Source organism: Flagellimonas sp. (assembly GCF_965233845.1).
Taxonomy (GTDB): Bacteria; Bacteroidota; Bacteroidia; order Flavobacteriales; family Flavobacteriaceae; genus Flagellimonas.
In genome coordinates this window covers 1,106,946-1,123,630 of the sequence record NZ_OZ247584.1, presented here as the reverse complement: position 1 = coordinate 1,123,630, position 16,685 = coordinate 1,106,946, and the positions used below count along the sequence as shown (strand labels likewise).

The window sequence follows — 16,685 nt, the reverse complement described above, 5'->3', positions numbered from 1 at the left end:
ACAGATTAATTAAAATCCTTTCTCGACTTATGAAAAATACAATTGCACTTTTTTCCTGTATTCTTCTATCCATGATAACATTGGCCCAGGAAAATCCCATTGGCATATTCCAATACAACAAAGACATCGGCAATCCCAAATTGGCAGGTTCAGCTACATATGACGAAGCTTCCCAAACCTATACCATAAAGGGAGCAGGATATAATATTTGGGGACAGCGTGATGAACATCGATATCTCTTCAACAAGGTCAAGGGCGATTTTATTGCAACGGCCAATTTTAAATTTGAGGGCATTAATGAAGTACACCGAAAAATAGGTTGGATGGCCCGGGCTTCCGAAAATGACAATTCGGTCATGGTTGGTGGATTTTTACACGGTGATGGCCTCACTGCCGGCCAATGGAGAGAACGCAGGGGAGCTGCCATGCAAAATCCTTTTGATGATGTATGGGCCCCAAAATCCTATTATGACATCATTCAACTGGAAAGACGTGGAAACACTTTCATTGTTAGGGCAGCCCATGAGGGAGAGCCCCTTCAGGTCATCAGCACCAAAAAATTGAAGTTCATGCCCGAGGAAGCCTTGCTGGGCATTGTCATTTGTTCCCACGTAGATGACGTCATTGAAACCGCCAAGGTGTGGAACGTACGCATAGATCAACCAGTTGCGGAAGATTACAACCCAAGTACCGAAGGCTGGATAGGATGTAGGTTGGAGACCATGAGCGTATTTGATGGCAAACGCAAGGTCATCTACGAAAAGAGCAGTCGTTTTGAGGCCCCTAACTGGATGCCCAAAGGCGATGAACTGCTTTTCAATATGGAAGGATCGCTCTACACCATACCTGTGGAAGGTGGTGAGCTGGAAAAATTGGACACTGGCACTGCCGATAGGCTCAACAACGACCACTGTATCTCCTTCAATGGAAAACTTCTGGGCATTAGCCACAACGACGGCAACGGTTCAAATGTATTTTATCTCCCACTTGAAGGCGGGGAGCCCAAACCTGTGACCACTACGCCACCCTCCTATCTGCACGGGTGGGCACCCAACAACAGGGACTTGGTCTATGTGGCCAAGCGTAATGGTTCTGACGTTTATGACATCTACAAAAAATCCATACGCGGAGGAAATGAGATAAAGCTCACCAATAATGGCAAATTGGAACACGTTGACGGATGTGAGTATTCCCCAGATGGGAAGTATATCTACTACAACGGATCAAAAAATGGAGGTACCATGCAACTATGGCGCATGAAACCTGATGGAAGTCAAAAAGAACAGCTCACTTTTGACGAATACAACGATTGGTTCCCTCATATTTCACCAGACGGAAAGTGGATCGCATTCATCTCTTTCATGCCTGACATCAGACTAAATTCGCATCCATCCTACAAGCGGGTAATGCTGCGTTTGATGCCAGTATCAGGGGGTGCGCCCAAGACCATAGCCTATTTGTATGGAGGACAGGGAACCATCAATGTGAACTCTTGGTCACCAGACAGTAAACATATTGCATTTGTAAGTAATTCGGGCAAGTGAGGATTTTAAGTTTAGTTTTTTTAGTTTAGTTTTTTACCAACGTGTTTGAATTGCGGTGAGGAGGAAGGTTAAATCAATGACTTTCCTTCTCACATTTCTAAGAGTAAAATTCTATATAAACAAAATTTGTCAAAATCATGAGCAAAAAATTAAGTATTATTACCAAATTCGACTTTAAAACTAATTTCACTCCCTCACTTCTTCGCATCTGCATTGCCTTCTTTTGCTTTTTTTTCTTTACCGGATGTATAATGGCACAGAAACAGTTCAAGGCTCTATTGATCACAGAGACCGCGGGTTGGCACCATGAGTCCATCCTTAATGGCACATTGGCCATGGAAGAACTGGCACTTACCCACAACTTTGAGTTGAAACGGCAACAAGAGGCCAGAAAGATTACCGATGATGCCCTCAAAGGTTTCAATGTGGTGATATTTTTAAGTACTACGGCCGATATCTTTGATGATGAAGAACAGGCCGCTTTTGAAAGATACATCAAGGCGGGTGGAGGCTATGTGGGTATCCATGCCGCTTCCGATACAGAATATGAATGGGAATGGTACACAAAATTGGTCGGTCGGATGTTCCATATACATCCCGTTCAGCAAACCGCCAAGCTAAAGATCATTGATCACAATTTTCCAGGTCTTGAACACTTTCCCGACACTTTACTGTGGACGGATGAATGGTATGAATTTGGAAAAGAGAATGTGGAAGGCCTGAAATATCTCATCACGGTGGATGAAAACACTTTTGACCCAAACGTTACTTGGGCCAATAGGGACACCAATGCCGCAGGTGAAAAAGTAGACCGTGTTGGCAAGGGCATGGGCGACCTTCACCCCATATCGTGGTATCACGAATTTGACGGGGGACGTGCCTTCTATACCGCCCTTGGACATATTGAAAAAACATATGAAAACCGATGGTTCTTGGAGCATCTCTACGGAGGTATTTATTATGCAGCCACAGGAAAAGGAATAGATTAACCACAAAAATCCAATTATGATTACACGAAAAGAATTTCTTTGGCAATCTGGGGCCTTTACCTTGGGAGCCCTTATTCTACCCTCGGCCTGTGCCATTGGTGGAAATAGCGTTAAAAAAGAATTGGGAATCCAACTCTATACTTTTAGGGACCAAATGATGAAAGATCCCAAAGGCACTTTGGAACAAATCGCCAAAATAGGAATCAAAAAAATTGAGACTGCAAGGAGCAAAAAGGGGCACTATTATGGGCTGACCCCTCAGGAAATGAAATCCACTTGTGATGCATTGGGGATGAAATTAGTAAGCGGACACGTCCATCTGGACGATCAATGGAAACAGACTATCGAAGAGGCCGTGGCTTCTGGTCAAGAGTATCTTATCTGTTCCACTATGCCCACAAACGGACAAACTACGGACAATTACAAAAAAGTTGCCGAAGCCTTCAATAAAGCAGGCGAAGATTGCAAAGCGGCCGGGCTAAAGTTTGGATACCACAACCATGAATACGAGTTTGAATCACACAATGGAGAAGTATTGTATGATGTTCTCTTGGACAATACAGACCCTGACCTGGTGCACATGGAACTGGATTTGGGATGGGCCGTTGTGGCAGGAAAAGACCCTTTGGATTACTTTAATCGTTACCAAGGACGCTTTCCACTCTGGCATCTCAAGGACATGAACATGGAGGAAAAGGTGAGCACCGAATTTGGCAAAGGTGGTCTGGACGTGCCCCTGATGCTTCAAAATATTGGAAAATCCGGTGTAAAACACATTTTCATTGAACAGGAAGAATATGCAACAACCCCTTTGGAGAGCATGAAATATAATATGGACTACATGAGTAAGCTCTGAAGGTTTTTCAAAAACCAACCAACCAATACTTAAGAACCCGCCAAGGCATGCCTTGGCGGGTTTCTTTTACAACCCAGCTGGGATTTTTATTCTGAAGTGCTGATGAAGACCAGTGATTTGCTATCCGGAGACCATGCATAATTTTCAAAACTGCCTTTCCCTCCATAAAAATGGGCTATTGTCTTTGGAGCTCCCGCACCGGTAGGCATGATTTTGAGGCTTACCCTTTGGAACTGTACAGGTTCATCTGGTTTAGCGTCATGGGGCATGGACAAATAGGCCACCCATTTCCCATCTGGTGAAAGATGTGGATACCATGAATGATCTAGATCATGGGTCATTTGAATACGCTCTGAACCATTTTTGCTCTTGCGCCAAATTTGGTTGGTCGATGTCTTTCCCTCATTATAGTATTCAAACTTGCTCTTGGCCTTCCCGCTTCCGCTTGCAACACCAATTGCATCTTCCACCACATTTGCAGTGCCTTTTCCGCTAGTGGCAACGGAATACGTCCCAGCCCCATCAAGAAAATGAATCGACTTTCCATCCTTTGAAAAATATGGAGAATTTAGCCCATGGTCAGATGTATGGACAACCTTTCTTTTTCCAGTGGCCATGTCCACAATTTCCACCCTGCTTCCCCTGGCCACACCTTCATGCGAAGCTGTTTCAACCAAGTGGTTTGGATGCCAATTGGGGGCAACGGGCTTGGAAATCCGTACATTCCATATTCTTGCCGTTTGAATATCTTCAGGATCATGTGCCAATACATAGGGCCCTATCAGGACTTCATCCTTCAACTCTGGCATGGTCAGGGATTCCATTTCCTCTAAAGGTTCACCAGGATGGGCTATCCGCATGGTAATGGTCTTTCCCACGCGTTCCAATTGAATGGTGTTCTCCCCAAAATATTGTTTTGGAAAAAATATTTCATCTTCCGGATCGCGCATATATGCACCGCTCATCAAACGCCATTGAAGCACGACCAAACCATCGCCATGCAGACAGGTGTTGATGCTCACTGCATCATCCTCGGTTGTCTCGCGTATCATCCAACCTGTTTTTCGATGGCCGTTCCCATCTTCATTCCCTATAAGTTCAAAATTGGCGGTTAGGATAAAATCCCCTTTTATTTTCTTAAAAAGAAAATGGAACTCATCATGGTTGAACCAAATGTTGCTCCCCCCTCCTTTTAAAGTATAGGTTTGTGTGGCGTTATCATATACGGAAGACCCCTTGATTGCCGGATTACCTATGTCCACGGCTTCCTCAAAATCCCCAATCTGGGCGAATGAACATACGGACAACAAAAAGAAACAGATACTTACTTTGAACTTTTTCACGATAGTTATGTTTTATTATATTATGGTTGCGACTTTTTTAAGCTCAAGAATTGAAGTGGATCATTTCACCTGAACTATGGATGTAAATGTAATTCTTGACCTAGGGAAACAGGTTAAATATCTGCTATTTATGGTCGAAATTTTATCTGAACCCCTAAAGACCAACTATGCTTAAAAAAGGAAAGTCAGTTGGACTGTATCGGGCCCTCTTTTAGTCGAAGTTTTGTATCCATTACGTTTGCCCAAAGGACTATTTTAAAGATTGTCAGGGCACCTGAATTTAAAAACTGCCCAAATCCATTCTGGCAGATTGTCGCCATGTTGTTTCCATTGTTTCTTGGAAAGGTTCGGTCAGTCTGTATCCCATGACTGGAACAAATAGATGCTTTACAAGTATTTTGTCATTTTATTAACCTTTTTATTCATATTTCATAAAAAATTCATTATTCCACTCCATATTTTGCTACTTTGCTGAAAAAAATAATCAACTAGTGCAAATAATAGAATCTTCGGTAGTCTACGATGCCATCATAGTAGGCTCGGGTGCAGGAGGCGGGATGGCCACCAAAATTCTTTCTGAGGCTGGATTAAAGATTGCCGTAGTGGAAGCAGGACCTTTTTTTGATCCCGCAGATCCTGAGCAAAGTACCCAAATGAAATGGCCCTACGAGTCTCCAAGGAGGGGCGCAAACACAAACAGACCTTTTGGCGATTTTGACTCGGCCTATGGCGGTTGGGATATTGAAGGAGAGCCTTATACGAATGCAGAGGATAGTAATTTTAGATGGTTCCGTTCACGCATGCTGGGTGGAAGAACCAACCACTGGGGAAGGATCTCGCTCCGTTTTGGCCCCCGCGATTTCAAAAGCAAGGACCATGATGGGCTGGGAGAGAATTGGCCCATTGGGTACGAGGATGTAAAACCTTATTATGACAAAGTGGATAAACTGATTGGGGTTTTTGGCACCAATGAAGGTTTGCCCAATGACCCTGATGGTTTTTTCCTGCCTCCCCCAAAACCGAGATTGCATGAGCTTTTTTTCATCAAGGGAGCCAAAAAATCGAACATTCCGGTCTACCCTTCCAGAATGTCGATGCTCACCAAGAAGATCAACAACGACAGGGGAGTCTGTTTCTATTGCGGTAAATGTTCCAGGGCATGCCAGGTTTATGCCGATTTCTCAGCAGGGACCTGCTTGATATTCCCCGCCCAAAAGAATGGCGGCCAAGTAGACCTTTTTGTGAATTGTATGGTCCGGGAAGTCACCACAAACGAAGAAGGAAAGGCCACGGGGGTTTCCTATATCAACAAAGAAGACCGAAAGGAATACAAACTAAAGGGAAAAGTAGTGGTATTGGCGGCTTCGGCATGCAGTACGGCAAGAATCCTTTTGAATTCAAAAAGTAAACAACACCCAAATGGTCTGGGCAATAGTAGTGATATAGTGGGCAAATACCTGCACGATTCCACTGGAACGGGCCGGGCCAGTTTTGTCCCAGATCTCATGAACAGAAAACCCAGCTATAATGAGGATGGTGTTGGAGGTATGCACATTTATACTCCTTGGTGGCTGGATAACAAAACCTTGGATTTTCCAAGGGGGTACCATTTGGAAATCTGGGGTGGCATGAAAATGCCGGGGTACGGTTTTGGTTTCAATCCCAATGAATTCAATAAGTTCTTTGGACTGAAAGTGGGCGGTTATGGAAACGGCCTTCGCAAAGATGTCAAAAAGTATTATGGCTCCATTGTTGGGATGTCAGGAAGAGGGGAATCCATACCCCAAAAAAGCAACTACTGTGAAATTGACAACACAAAAGTGGATGAATTCGGTATACCTGTGCTCAAATTTAATTATCAATGGACCGATCATGAGATCAAACAGGTGAAGCACATGCAGGACACATTTGAGGAAATCTTCCATAACATGGGGGCAGAACCCTTGGGCGAGAGACCCGGCAAAGAGCAAAATTATGGGATAGAGGCTCCTGGCATGATCATTCACGAAGTTGGCACCACGCGCATGGGCAATGATGAAAAAACCTCAGTGGTCAACAAATATCAACAGCTCCACGACGTGGACAATGTTTTCATTGTGGATGCGGGACCCTTTGTGTCCCAAGCGGACAAAAATCCTACTTGGACCATCTTGGCCCTCTCCTGGAGGACTTCAGAATATATTGTTGAACAACTGAAACAGCAGAACATCTAGAAATGGACCGGAGAAAAAGTTTAAAATCGATTATATTGGGTGGTGTCGCCACAGGATTGGCCGCCCATGGATGCAAACCTGAGGTCGCGACAACGGCCAATGAAACGTCACAACTCCCGAAATATACCTATGGAAGGACCCCAAAAGAAAAGGAACACGATGAGGAACTCTTTGCTGAAACATTCTTCAACGGGCATGAGATGGAGACCATTGCGGTACTTTGTAATCTGATCCTACCCGCAGATAGCGACCAAGGATTGGGAGGTGCCTTGGATGCAGAAGTCCCAGACTTCATTGAGTTCATGGCCAAGGATATCCCCGAAATGCAGATTACCTTACGGGGAGGGTTAATGTGGTTGGACCATAGATGCCAAGTGGATAACAATACCACATTTATATTGGCTTCAACCCAACAGCAAGAAGCAATTTTGGATATGATCGCCTATCCGGATGTTACCTTGCCCCAAGATGAGCATCCTTTGGAAATACAGTTCTTTTCCTTGATGCGGAACCTTACCCTTACAGGGTATTATACTTCCAAAATGGGAATTGAGGAATTGGGATACCAGGGAAACATGCCCAATGTATGGGATGGTGTCCCTGATGATGTGCTGGCTCAACACGGTATTTCCTATGATCAGGACTGGTTGGCAAAATGTGTGGACCAAAGCAAACGGGGAACTATAGCGAAATGGGATGAGAATGGAAATTTGTTGACCTGAAAAGCAAACCTAAGATGCCTTTTAAATGCCCCATGCCAAGGTGCCCTCATGGATATGTTTTCCCCGAACATTCGTACCTGCGATAGTCCTAAAAGATTCATGGTTTTTTTTATCCATCGCAACTGTTTTGGCTTTAATTTAAGTGTCTTGGAGACCCTGCGTTTTCCACAGAGGCAACTATCCCTTTTTAAATTGATGAACGTTAATAGTACCATATTACTTGCCATCAAACGGAGTTTTGTACAACTTTTCCAAAAATAGGCTTAGGATCAAGAAATGAAAACTGGGACCCACCCGAGATGGACAAAGTAGGTTTTCCAATATTACAGCGACAAGGAGACTAAACCCAAAAAACAACCAGGATAGGGTTCAAAACTCCTTTTGAAAATGAACAGCGGCCAAATCAACATACTGGAATTCCCATCAAATTTGGGTTTAAAAAAAACCGAACTCGTGGATGAACCGGGTGTAGGCAAACTTCCAGAATGGTTGATGAAGCATGGATTCCATAAGAAAATTCGTCCTAAGCGGGTCTTTAAATTGGATGCCCCGGCATATTCCATGGAACTGGATGAGATATCAAAGGTTAGAAACGTAGGCAATATCGTTGATTACAGCATCGAGCAATCTCGATTACTTTCAAGTTTCCTGGATGAAGATACCTTTCAATTAATCCTTGGGGTGACTGCAGCATATTGATTGGCAATACCATCGCTTTGAAACAAAGAGGCGAGTTTGGTTTGTTTTTTCTGGATGGGCACACAGATTTTATTACCCCTGAGCTATCAGATACCGGTGGGGCCGCAGGAATGGATCTGGCCATAGTGACCGGACATGGACATGATAAACTGACAAACATTCTTGGCCTCAAACCCAATGTGAAGGAAGAAAATGTCTTCTGTGTTGGCAATAGGGAATGCGATCCGAAATATGTCCATCCCATTTTGGAATCCGATATACATTATTTCGATTTAAAAAGGTTCCGCAACAATGGTTTGAAACAAACCGCAGAGCAATTCCTGGAAATGGTGGAGACACATAACCTGGATGGCTTCCTGATCCATTTGGATGCAGATGTCCTGAACGATGACATTATGCCCGCCGTGGACAGCCGGGAAGCAGATGGACTGCTGTACCATGAACTCGCCGAAATATTGATTCCCCTTTTGCTGAGTACCAAGGCCATAGGGATGGAAATTACCATTTTGGATCCAAATTTGGACAGTGACGGAACATATACTACTGAATTTGTTAGGAATCTGACAACCCTATTGAACCAGGGGAAAAACAGCGGTTAGCACTACAGCATATGGCCATGGTCTCCAAAGATATTGGTGATGGTTACATTATTTTGTCCTTTTGCCTATATCATTGGTATGCAAGCCATAAGGTTTATAGATATGTGCCAATGCATTTGATTTGTGGTTGTGAAGGTTTTTGATGGTTTGGGATGAATATGGCAATCACCAAAATATATTTTATTTCCATCCTCCACTCGACTCATCAGGTCATTATATTTAAGAAGAAAATAATAGACAAAATACCCAAAATTCCATAAAGGGAAGACACTCAGCCTTAACTTCATCCTCAAACACTTTACAGGGGAGGTTTTATCAAAATCATATTTAGCGGACATTGCTTCATCGCAGCGTGGTAAAACTGGATGCAGGTAAATTGGCCCTGTTGAAAAGGTTGGATTTCGACGTATTGCCCCAAGCAAATCTAACATATTTAGGGTCCTTAACCTTCTTTGATGAAATAACGATGGATTCTCCTTTAATACTGATGGCTGCAGGAAAAAATTCCTCGTCCTTTCCCGCTATCTCGAACATAGATTTTTTATCTTTTACATAAAGTCCTTCCGCATACCCAAAAGAGATTATTGCTTTGTCCTTATTGAACACAACTCCCTTAAAAAAAGGGCTCTCAACTAAATCATCAATAATACGGTAGTGATTTTTTAAGGCCAATTTAGCTAATCTTTCGCCAACCGACTTTTTGTCCTTTGGGTGAATGTCGTTCACAGGTGAAACATCACTGATTACCACCATTCCCGTATTTGGGACATTATCAACGACCCTGCGTTGAGCATCCCTGATTTCAACTCCATTGAAATTGTCTTCACCATATTGATATGGGGCAATCTGTACAAAATAAAAAGGGAAATCCCGTCCCCATGATTGTCTCCAGGAATCAATTAGGCCCTCAAGGGTCTTTTCATAGACTTTGGATCCCGTGTTTGCCTCACCCTGGTACCATAAAGTTCCTGCCAATACATAATTTACCAAAGGATTGATCATTGCATTGTATGCTCTTGCAGGTTCAATCGGTCCCCAAATCACGGGAGTCAGTTTATTCGCTGCAGCGGTAAGTAAGGAATCATTTTCAATAGTTTCCTTAGGTATCCAGACCTCTGCTGGAGTACCTCCCCATGCCGATATTATCAGTCCAATGGGTACATCCTTCAACTCTTTACGCAGCTTTGTTGCAAAAAAATAGGCCACCGCACTTGAATTCTCCATACTTTCTGGGCTGCAGACTTTCCAATGGGCTGGTAAATTGTCTTGCGGTACCTTCGCAGACTTTTTTGGAACGGTAAAAAAACGGATCTGTGGATGCTGGGCCTTTGATACTTCAATATCTCCGTTATCAATGCCCCAACTGGCCGACATTTCCATATTGGACTGACCTGAGCATAACCAAACCTCTCCTATGAAAATATCTTCCAACAGTATTTCATTGTTGCCCGTGATTTTTATGCTGTAGGGACCACCGTATTCGGGAGTGTTCAACAACAGTTCCCAATGCGCTTGATTATTGGCGTTGGTGGTATAGACTTCATCAGTCCATGTTGGCGATATGGTTATTGTCTCATTTGGGCTGGCCCACCCCCAGAATTTGACCTCCTCTTGCTGTTGAAGGACCATATGGTCTGAAAATACCGAAGGTAGAGTGACATTGGCCACTGAAACCTTGACAACAATAAAGAAAAATAATGAAAGTGACAGTTTCATAATAGAGTTGTGGATTTTGAAAAGTTATATATTCTGACATTTGTCTATTTTGCAATCTACAGAACCTGAAAAATATCTTTAAATATAATCCAAATCGGATTGAACTCTAAGTAGAACCATGCCTTGTATATTATTTTTATTTAGATAAACTCACCTTAATAATACTGGATAAGTTAGATTTAGACTTCCCAGCTTACCCAATGAAGTTATGGGAATAAACCAACACCATAGATTGTTCCCTTTTTAATTAGGGTAGTATGGTCTTAGGGCATAATATATAATTAGACAAATTTTATGGGAAATTCATATATCATAATATTAATCTATCATCAAAAGATTAAATTTATGGGTTGTTCCTCTTTTGGGCCTGTTTTTCTATAGCTCTTGAACTTTGCATTATTAGGTGCCATATAATAACAAATGTGTTTCAAGAGGAAACAAATTTCTCTTTAGAATGCAAGACCTCATCAATTCAATTTGTTAAATTTGAACAACAATGATTTTAAGCATTATAACTATTAACCACAGTCTATTTCTATGATGGAATTCATTAAGACCTTTACATTCAAGGTTGCCATTTTTATTTTATTAAACTTATTTTTACTAGGCTGCAAAGAACAGGTTACAGTACGGAATACCACAACCTCAGAACCGCATAGCACTTACAACATTGCCTACCAATGGAGTGAAATGGCCATTACCGCTACGGCCAACGATACTGAAATGTTTAAGCCAAGACCAACAATCACTTCCCGATTTTTGGGCTTGATTTTCGTTTCTGTTTTTGACGCATGGTCCCGATATGATGTAAAAGCGGTCCCCGTTTATCTTGAAGGGGTGGAACGTCGGCCATCAGACGAGCAGACACTCGAGAATAAAGAGATTGCCATCAGCTATGCCGCTTACCGGGCCATGAACGAATATTATTATTCAGATAAGGAACTCTTTACCAACTTTATGGTAGAATTGGGCCTCGACCCCAATAATGAATCTTTGGACCCAACTACTCCCGAAGGAATAGGAAATTTGGCCGCCAAGGCCGTAATTGAGGCCAGAAAAGGAGATGGTGCCAATCAATATGGTGAAGAAGAAGGCTCAAATGGTGTACCCTATTTTGATTATTCCGGTTATGAGCCCGTCAATCCAGTAGATCAAAACAATGACCCCAACCGTTGGCAGCCCAAATATTTTTCGGATGGAAAAGGTGGAAAATTTGCTCCATCATGCCTGACCCCATTTTGGGATAAGGTAAAACCCGTATCCATGAAATCCGGGAATCAGTTCCGCCCAGGGCCACCTCCAAAAATAGGATCTAAACAATTGGAGGAAGAGGTGAAGGAAGTAATTGAACTTCAGGCCAATCTAACTGATGAACAAAAAGCATTGGTGGAATTCATGCGGGACGGTCCTCAATCGGTACAACAAGCGGGCCACTGGTTAAAGTTCGCCCAAGAAGTTTCCCTTCGGGACAACCATACTTTGGATGAGGATGTGAAAATGTTCTTCTACAATCAAGTGGTGGCCATGGACGCCTTTATCGCATCATGGGACAGTAAAATGTATTATGACTTTGCCAGGCCATACGCATTGGTTCACGAATATTATGACCAACAGAAGATAAAGGCGTGGGGCGGAGTTGGCAAGGGAATGATGGAAATGGAGGGCAACCAATGGCGCCCCTATTCGCCCGACACTTTCTTATGTCCTCCGTTCCCAAGCTATACCTCCGGGCACAGTACAATCAGTGGTGGATGTGCCGAAGCTTTAAAACTATGGACAGGTAGCGATGAGTTTGGATCGGAAGTTGAACTTGTGGCCGGTGCCATGACAGAACCTGATAATTTGGGCGACACGGTTACCCTAAAGTTCCCAACCTTTACAAAAACGGCAGAGATGGCTGGAATATCAAGGGTACTTGGAGGGTATCACATTCAATCTGACAACATTGCAGGTTTAGAATTGGGACGTGATGTAGCCCATGAGGCTTGGAAATTTTATAATAAGCATATTGGAGAAGAAGATTATTCCACTAACGATTAAATCTTGAACAACGTTATACAAAAAGTTCAGCGATAGCAATTTCACTTAGTGAGTTACACCAAATACAAATTTAAAAAGGTATGGCGGCCTGATAAATAATTTAAGGCAAAAATTGAAACAATAGATTGGCCACAAAAAAATAAAAACTCAGATGACCACCATTCTTAGATTAAAAGTCAGCGTGGCTTTCCCCCCAGATACGAACCTAAAGGATAATAAAGCATAAAATTTCTTCCATTTTCAAAGGAACTTATGTATTCTGAAGGAATGTTATCCTTGTTCCAAGATTTTCATTAACTCGTGGTTCAGATATAGTTTTTCCTTTCCGACTTTGACAGATTTCAAAAAACCCCTTTCCTCCAATTCAATCAAATAGTTTCCAACCGTTTTAGGTGTACCCAAACCGATATCCATAAGGCTTTGACGCTTTGTATATGGTAGCTTAAAAAGTACTTCGACCAAATCTTTCGAATATACCTTGGGCAATTGCTCCTTGATTTTAGCCCCTGTGCTATCCATCAAAGCAACAATGGACTCCAAACGGTTTAGCCCTTGTATTGAAGTTTGCTCGACCATATCAAGCATGTATAGGATATAGTCCGTCCAGTTCCCTTTTTCAGTTACATTGCGTAGATGCTTATAATACTCTTTTTTGTGTTTGATAATATATTCACTCAGGAACAGGGCCGGAATATCCAAAAGTTGCTCCAGTTTCAATTGTAACAACAATAGTATCCTTCCCGTTCTCCCGTTTCCATCTGAAAATGGATGGATGGCTTCAAACTGGTAATGCGATATGGCCATTTTGATCAATGGATCAATATTATTGTCCTGATTGACAAACTTTTCAAGATTGGCCATTTTTTCACGTATGACATCTTCACCTGAAGGTGGGGTGTAAATAACTTCCCCTTTTGTATTTGACAGTGTCGTACCGATTGAAGTCCGTATCCCTGATGTATTTTGTTTGATACATTGGACAATTTCAATACATAGGTTAGTGGTTATAAAAGGTTTTTCTTCCAGTCTTTTTAGACCAAGCCATATCGCTTCCTTGTAACTGATGACCTCTTTGGTTGCTGGATTATCAAATTTTTTATCGGCAACAACGGCTTTGTATAAATCATCATTGGTGGTTATGATGTTTTCAATTTCAGAACTCGCTTTTGCTTCCTGAAGATGCAGACTATCCAGAAATAAGCTTGGATTTGGTAGATTCCTGATAGCCCCATTTAATTGTGCCAGGGCCCGACTTGCCTTTATTGTCTTAAAAAGTATAACTTTAGTCTCCAAATCCTTTTGGGGCGGAATTGGTGGCAAATCATTGAACGGTTTTGTTTTATCGAAATGGGCCATACACAGGTAAAATTTACACTTGAATGAATTACAAGGGTAAAAATACTCATTTTTTACCCTTGTTCATATTATAGGGGTAATTTTTACCCTTGATCTAAATTCAAGAAACTTTTCCAAGCTTAAGCTTTCCATTTACTAAATACATGTAGAAAAGAATTGCCCCCCAGATTCGAACCTCAACAATCAATGCACTGACCACAAAACACTTACACTCAACACACCCTGAACAGGTCGCCTTTTAGGTCCCTTTTTAACATCTGGACAACAAAGTTCCTATTTGTTCAGTTCCACCCTCCTATTGCCATGTAACTCACGTAGTGAAAGTTTCAACCGTTCGTTGTCCCCCAAGACAAACTTGGGCAGCACATACACAAAACGTTGGGTCTCCCCTACCCGCACAATACCTGGATTTTTGTATCTGTATAAGGGCCCAATCCCAATTTCTTGATGGGAGGCCCTACGCTTTTTACTGCCATTGACCCGGAAGACCTCCAGAAAATCCACCTCAAAGTCGATTTCGGAGCGGTTTCTGATCTCAAAGACCATATACACTTCCTTTCCTGCATAGACCATATTTTCCAAACGAAGCCGCACTCCCCTGCTGCGTTTGGTCGCTATGGCCCGATAGTCATTGTGCAAAAGCATCTTGCAGCTATTTTCATAGGAAGCCACATCGTTTTTCGGCTGTTTCTTTAAGGACTTGACCATTGGGCGTTCCTTACCAATACAATCGTCCTCCCTGATAAAATAATGCAATCGGGAAAGCTCCCTACCATATTTTAGAATAAAGGCATACACATTGCCATCAGAGGTGACCACCAATAGGTCACTATCCTTCCCGGCCACACCCTGCAACAATCCAAAATAGCCTTCTTCCTCCCTATTGTATGAAAAGACAAAATCCGCACTGCCAACGATTGCTTGACGTATGGGATTTGGAAAGAACAGGGTCACGTTTTTGTGATCATTGACAACCAAGGTGTCCAAAGTCATTTGGCTCTTCACAAAACCCGAAAAAGTCAAACCGATCATCATTACTATTATTTCTCTCAAATGCATGCTCATGGTTTTAAAATGAATTGATATTTATCCTTGATCTCCACTTTGATCGCACGGTTGTGCCTTTGGAAAATCCGCTTGATACCATTAAACTGGGGTACACCGGGGATATTGATCTCCGCTAGGGTCTCGTCCATACTCTTCGCCAAAACCTCCCCCTTCAAATGGTTCTCCACATAGATTCCCTCATTACCGTCTAGAAAATCATAGGCTTTGAACTTTATAGGGTTATGGCCCACTTCCGGAAACTCGACCATTACCCGGTTCGGCCGAATCTTTACAAAGCCATGGACAAGTACCCCTCCTTCAATGGCTGTTCCATTGAATTCAACAGTTTCACCAATTCGTACAGCCAAACGATGCCCGTCCCTGACCATTTGGTTCCCATCCACATAGGCCAATATTTGAACCTTTGACTTATCGTCTGCTATCACAGTCTGGCTCTTGGGATTGGAGGCAAAAAAGAGTTGATGTTCCAACCCCAACGCTTTGGTGGTCATGGAGGTTTCATTCTTTTGCCCTTCCTTATCGGCCTTCTCAACCGGTGGTTCCAGGTCAAGGCTATCCGCCCTTTTCAATGTGGTGGATACCCTCTTGGGATTCAAATTCCCGGACTGATATACACTGTCAATAATGCGCTGCTTTTCATACTCCATATAATCGGGGTTGAAATAGCCCTTATCGTCCACCATATGGTCGGGATAAACCTGTGGTGCGGTCGTTTCATGCTCCTCCTTGATGTTGTCCAGAGCCTCTAATTTTGTTTCGTAGGCCTTTTGGTTTTCTTCCAAATCGGGCATGGGAATCCGGTCGGGCTCCAATTCCGTCTTCTTCTCCTTTCCGAAGGTGAGGATGGAATAGGCCACCATAAAGAGCACCACACATACCAACACCAAAACAAAAACCGTTTTATTCTTCTGTAGTTTCATAAGCTTCTATTTTTTGTAGTGAGTTTTCAAAAAAGTCAGTAATCAACAGTCCATGGGGATTGTGCGGGAAATTGCGGTCAACACGGATCAACCGTCCCGAAGTGATCAACTCATAGGCATCCGTTACCGTTCCCCTGTTGATGCTGATCACAATCCTCGTCTCAAACCGATAGGGTTCCTCTTGGATATCGATACTGGAGTCGATGCGCTCCACCTTTTGGACCAGTGAATATTGCAACAATCGGTTATAGAACCCATCCGCCTTTTTCTGGCGGTACACGGCATCCACGGTGGCATTCCCCAACCATAGGGCCTTTTCCATATTTTTTTCATAATTACCGGCATTCAGACCATAGAACCACTTATGGAACTGTTCCAAATGGGCCAGGGCCTCCACTTCCAAGTTCTCGCGTTGGTCCACAAGTTTCAAGGGAAATACCTCTCCCCCGTCATGGACCACAAAGGCCGTGTCCAATAATTGTCTTTGCATTTTGACCACTGTAATGACCGAAACAATGCAGGTCATGGCCGAAGCGATGACCACGGTCAGGACCACCAATCGGTTCAATCGCAAAACCTGTTGTATATTTTTAAAGGGTGTTTTCATCATGCTATTTGAT

The 16,685-nt window shown here is 42.8% G+C and carries 14 protein-coding genes; 8 read left to right on the top strand and 6 right to left on the bottom strand.

All coding sequences use genetic code 11. From position 1 onward, the window contains the following. Positions 1-29: 29 nt before the first annotated feature. From ACO6S0_RS05125 to ACO6S0_RS05115, 3 genes are all read left to right on the top strand, one after another. Positions 30-1,544: a TolB family protein gene (locus ACO6S0_RS05125; RefSeq protein ID WP_422350923.1), complete on the top strand. Its 1,515-nt coding sequence runs from the start codon at positions 30-32 to the stop codon at positions 1,542-1,544. 137 nt (positions 1,545-1,681) lie between these two features. Next, positions 1,682-2,533: a ThuA domain-containing protein gene (locus ACO6S0_RS05120; protein WP_422350922.1), complete on the top strand. Its 852-nt coding sequence runs from the start codon at positions 1,682-1,684 to the stop codon at positions 2,531-2,533. 16 nt (positions 2,534-2,549) lie between these two features. Beyond that, positions 2,550-3,389: a sugar phosphate isomerase/epimerase family protein gene (locus tag ACO6S0_RS05115; protein WP_422350921.1), complete on the top strand. Its 840-nt coding sequence runs from the start codon at positions 2,550-2,552 to the stop codon at positions 3,387-3,389. Between the two features lie 86 nt (positions 3,390-3,475). Here the strand turns inward: ACO6S0_RS05115 and ACO6S0_RS05110 are convergent, their stop codons facing one another. Then, positions 3,476-4,732: a TolB family protein gene (locus ACO6S0_RS05110; protein ID WP_422350920.1), complete on the bottom strand. Its 1,257-nt coding sequence runs from the start codon at positions 4,730-4,732 to the stop codon at positions 3,476-3,478. A 491-nt stretch (positions 4,733-5,223) separates the two neighbouring features. On the opposite strand from ACO6S0_RS05110, the gene ACO6S0_RS05105 reads away from it, so the two are divergent. The 4 genes from ACO6S0_RS05105 (at position 5,224) to ACO6S0_RS05090 (ending at position 8,965) form a co-directional block, all read left to right on the top strand. After that, positions 5,224-6,945, top strand: coding sequence for a GMC family oxidoreductase (locus ACO6S0_RS05105; RefSeq protein WP_422350919.1), 1,722 nt, complete (start codon positions 5,224-5,226; stop codon positions 6,943-6,945). 2 nt (positions 6,946-6,947) lie between these two features. Beyond that, positions 6,948-7,667: a gluconate 2-dehydrogenase subunit 3 family protein gene (locus tag ACO6S0_RS05100; RefSeq protein ID WP_422350918.1), complete on the top strand. Its 720-nt coding sequence runs from the start codon at positions 6,948-6,950 to the stop codon at positions 7,665-7,667. A gap of 387 nt (positions 7,668-8,054) precedes the next feature. Further along, on the top strand, positions 8,055-8,366 hold the full coding sequence (locus tag ACO6S0_RS05095; protein ID WP_422350917.1) for a hypothetical protein: 312 nt from the start codon (positions 8,055-8,057) through the stop codon (positions 8,364-8,366). Positions 8,367-8,383: 17 nt separating this feature from the next. Further along, on the top strand, positions 8,384-8,965 hold the full coding sequence (locus tag ACO6S0_RS05090; RefSeq protein ID WP_422350916.1) for an arginase family protein: 582 nt from the start codon (positions 8,384-8,386) through the stop codon (positions 8,963-8,965). 342 nt (positions 8,966-9,307) lie between these two features. Here the strand turns inward: ACO6S0_RS05090 and ACO6S0_RS05085 are convergent, their stop codons facing one another. Further along, positions 9,308-10,681: a sialate O-acetylesterase gene (locus tag ACO6S0_RS05085; protein WP_422350915.1), complete on the bottom strand. Its 1,374-nt coding sequence runs from the start codon at positions 10,679-10,681 to the stop codon at positions 9,308-9,310. Between the two features lie 537 nt (positions 10,682-11,218). Here ACO6S0_RS05085 and ACO6S0_RS05080 point away from each other — a divergent pair. Next, a complete protein-coding gene (locus ACO6S0_RS05080) occupies positions 11,219-12,721 on the top strand; it encodes a vanadium-dependent haloperoxidase (protein ID WP_422350914.1) in 1,503 nt (500 codons plus the stop codon). A gap of 270 nt (positions 12,722-12,991) precedes the next feature. On the opposite strand, the gene ACO6S0_RS05075 is transcribed toward ACO6S0_RS05080, so the two are convergent. The 4 genes from ACO6S0_RS05075 to ACO6S0_RS05060 all read right to left on the bottom strand — a co-directional run bounded on the left by ACO6S0_RS05075 (position 12,992) and on the right by ACO6S0_RS05060 (position 16,672). Further along, complete coding sequence (locus tag ACO6S0_RS05075) at positions 12,992-14,077, bottom strand: Fic family protein (RefSeq protein WP_422350913.1); 1,086 nt, start codon at positions 14,075-14,077, stop codon at positions 12,992-12,994. Positions 14,078-14,350: 273 nt separating this feature from the next. Further along, positions 14,351-15,136 carry a DUF4138 domain-containing protein gene (locus ACO6S0_RS05070; protein WP_422350912.1) on the bottom strand — a complete coding sequence of 262 codons (786 nt, stop codon included), beginning with the start codon at positions 15,134-15,136 and terminating at the stop codon, positions 14,351-14,353. Positions 15,137-15,138: 2 nt separating this feature from the next. Further along, complete coding sequence (traM, locus tag ACO6S0_RS05065) at positions 15,139-16,065, bottom strand: conjugative transposon protein TraM (protein ID WP_422350911.1); 927 nt, start codon at positions 16,063-16,065, stop codon at positions 15,139-15,141. Next, entirely contained in the window at positions 16,046-16,672 is a 627-nt protein-coding gene (locus ACO6S0_RS05060; protein ID WP_422351802.1) for a conjugal transfer protein TraK, read from the bottom strand. The genes traM and ACO6S0_RS05060 overlap by 20 nt, the downstream gene beginning before the upstream one ends. Positions 16,673-16,685: the final 13 nt, after the last annotated feature.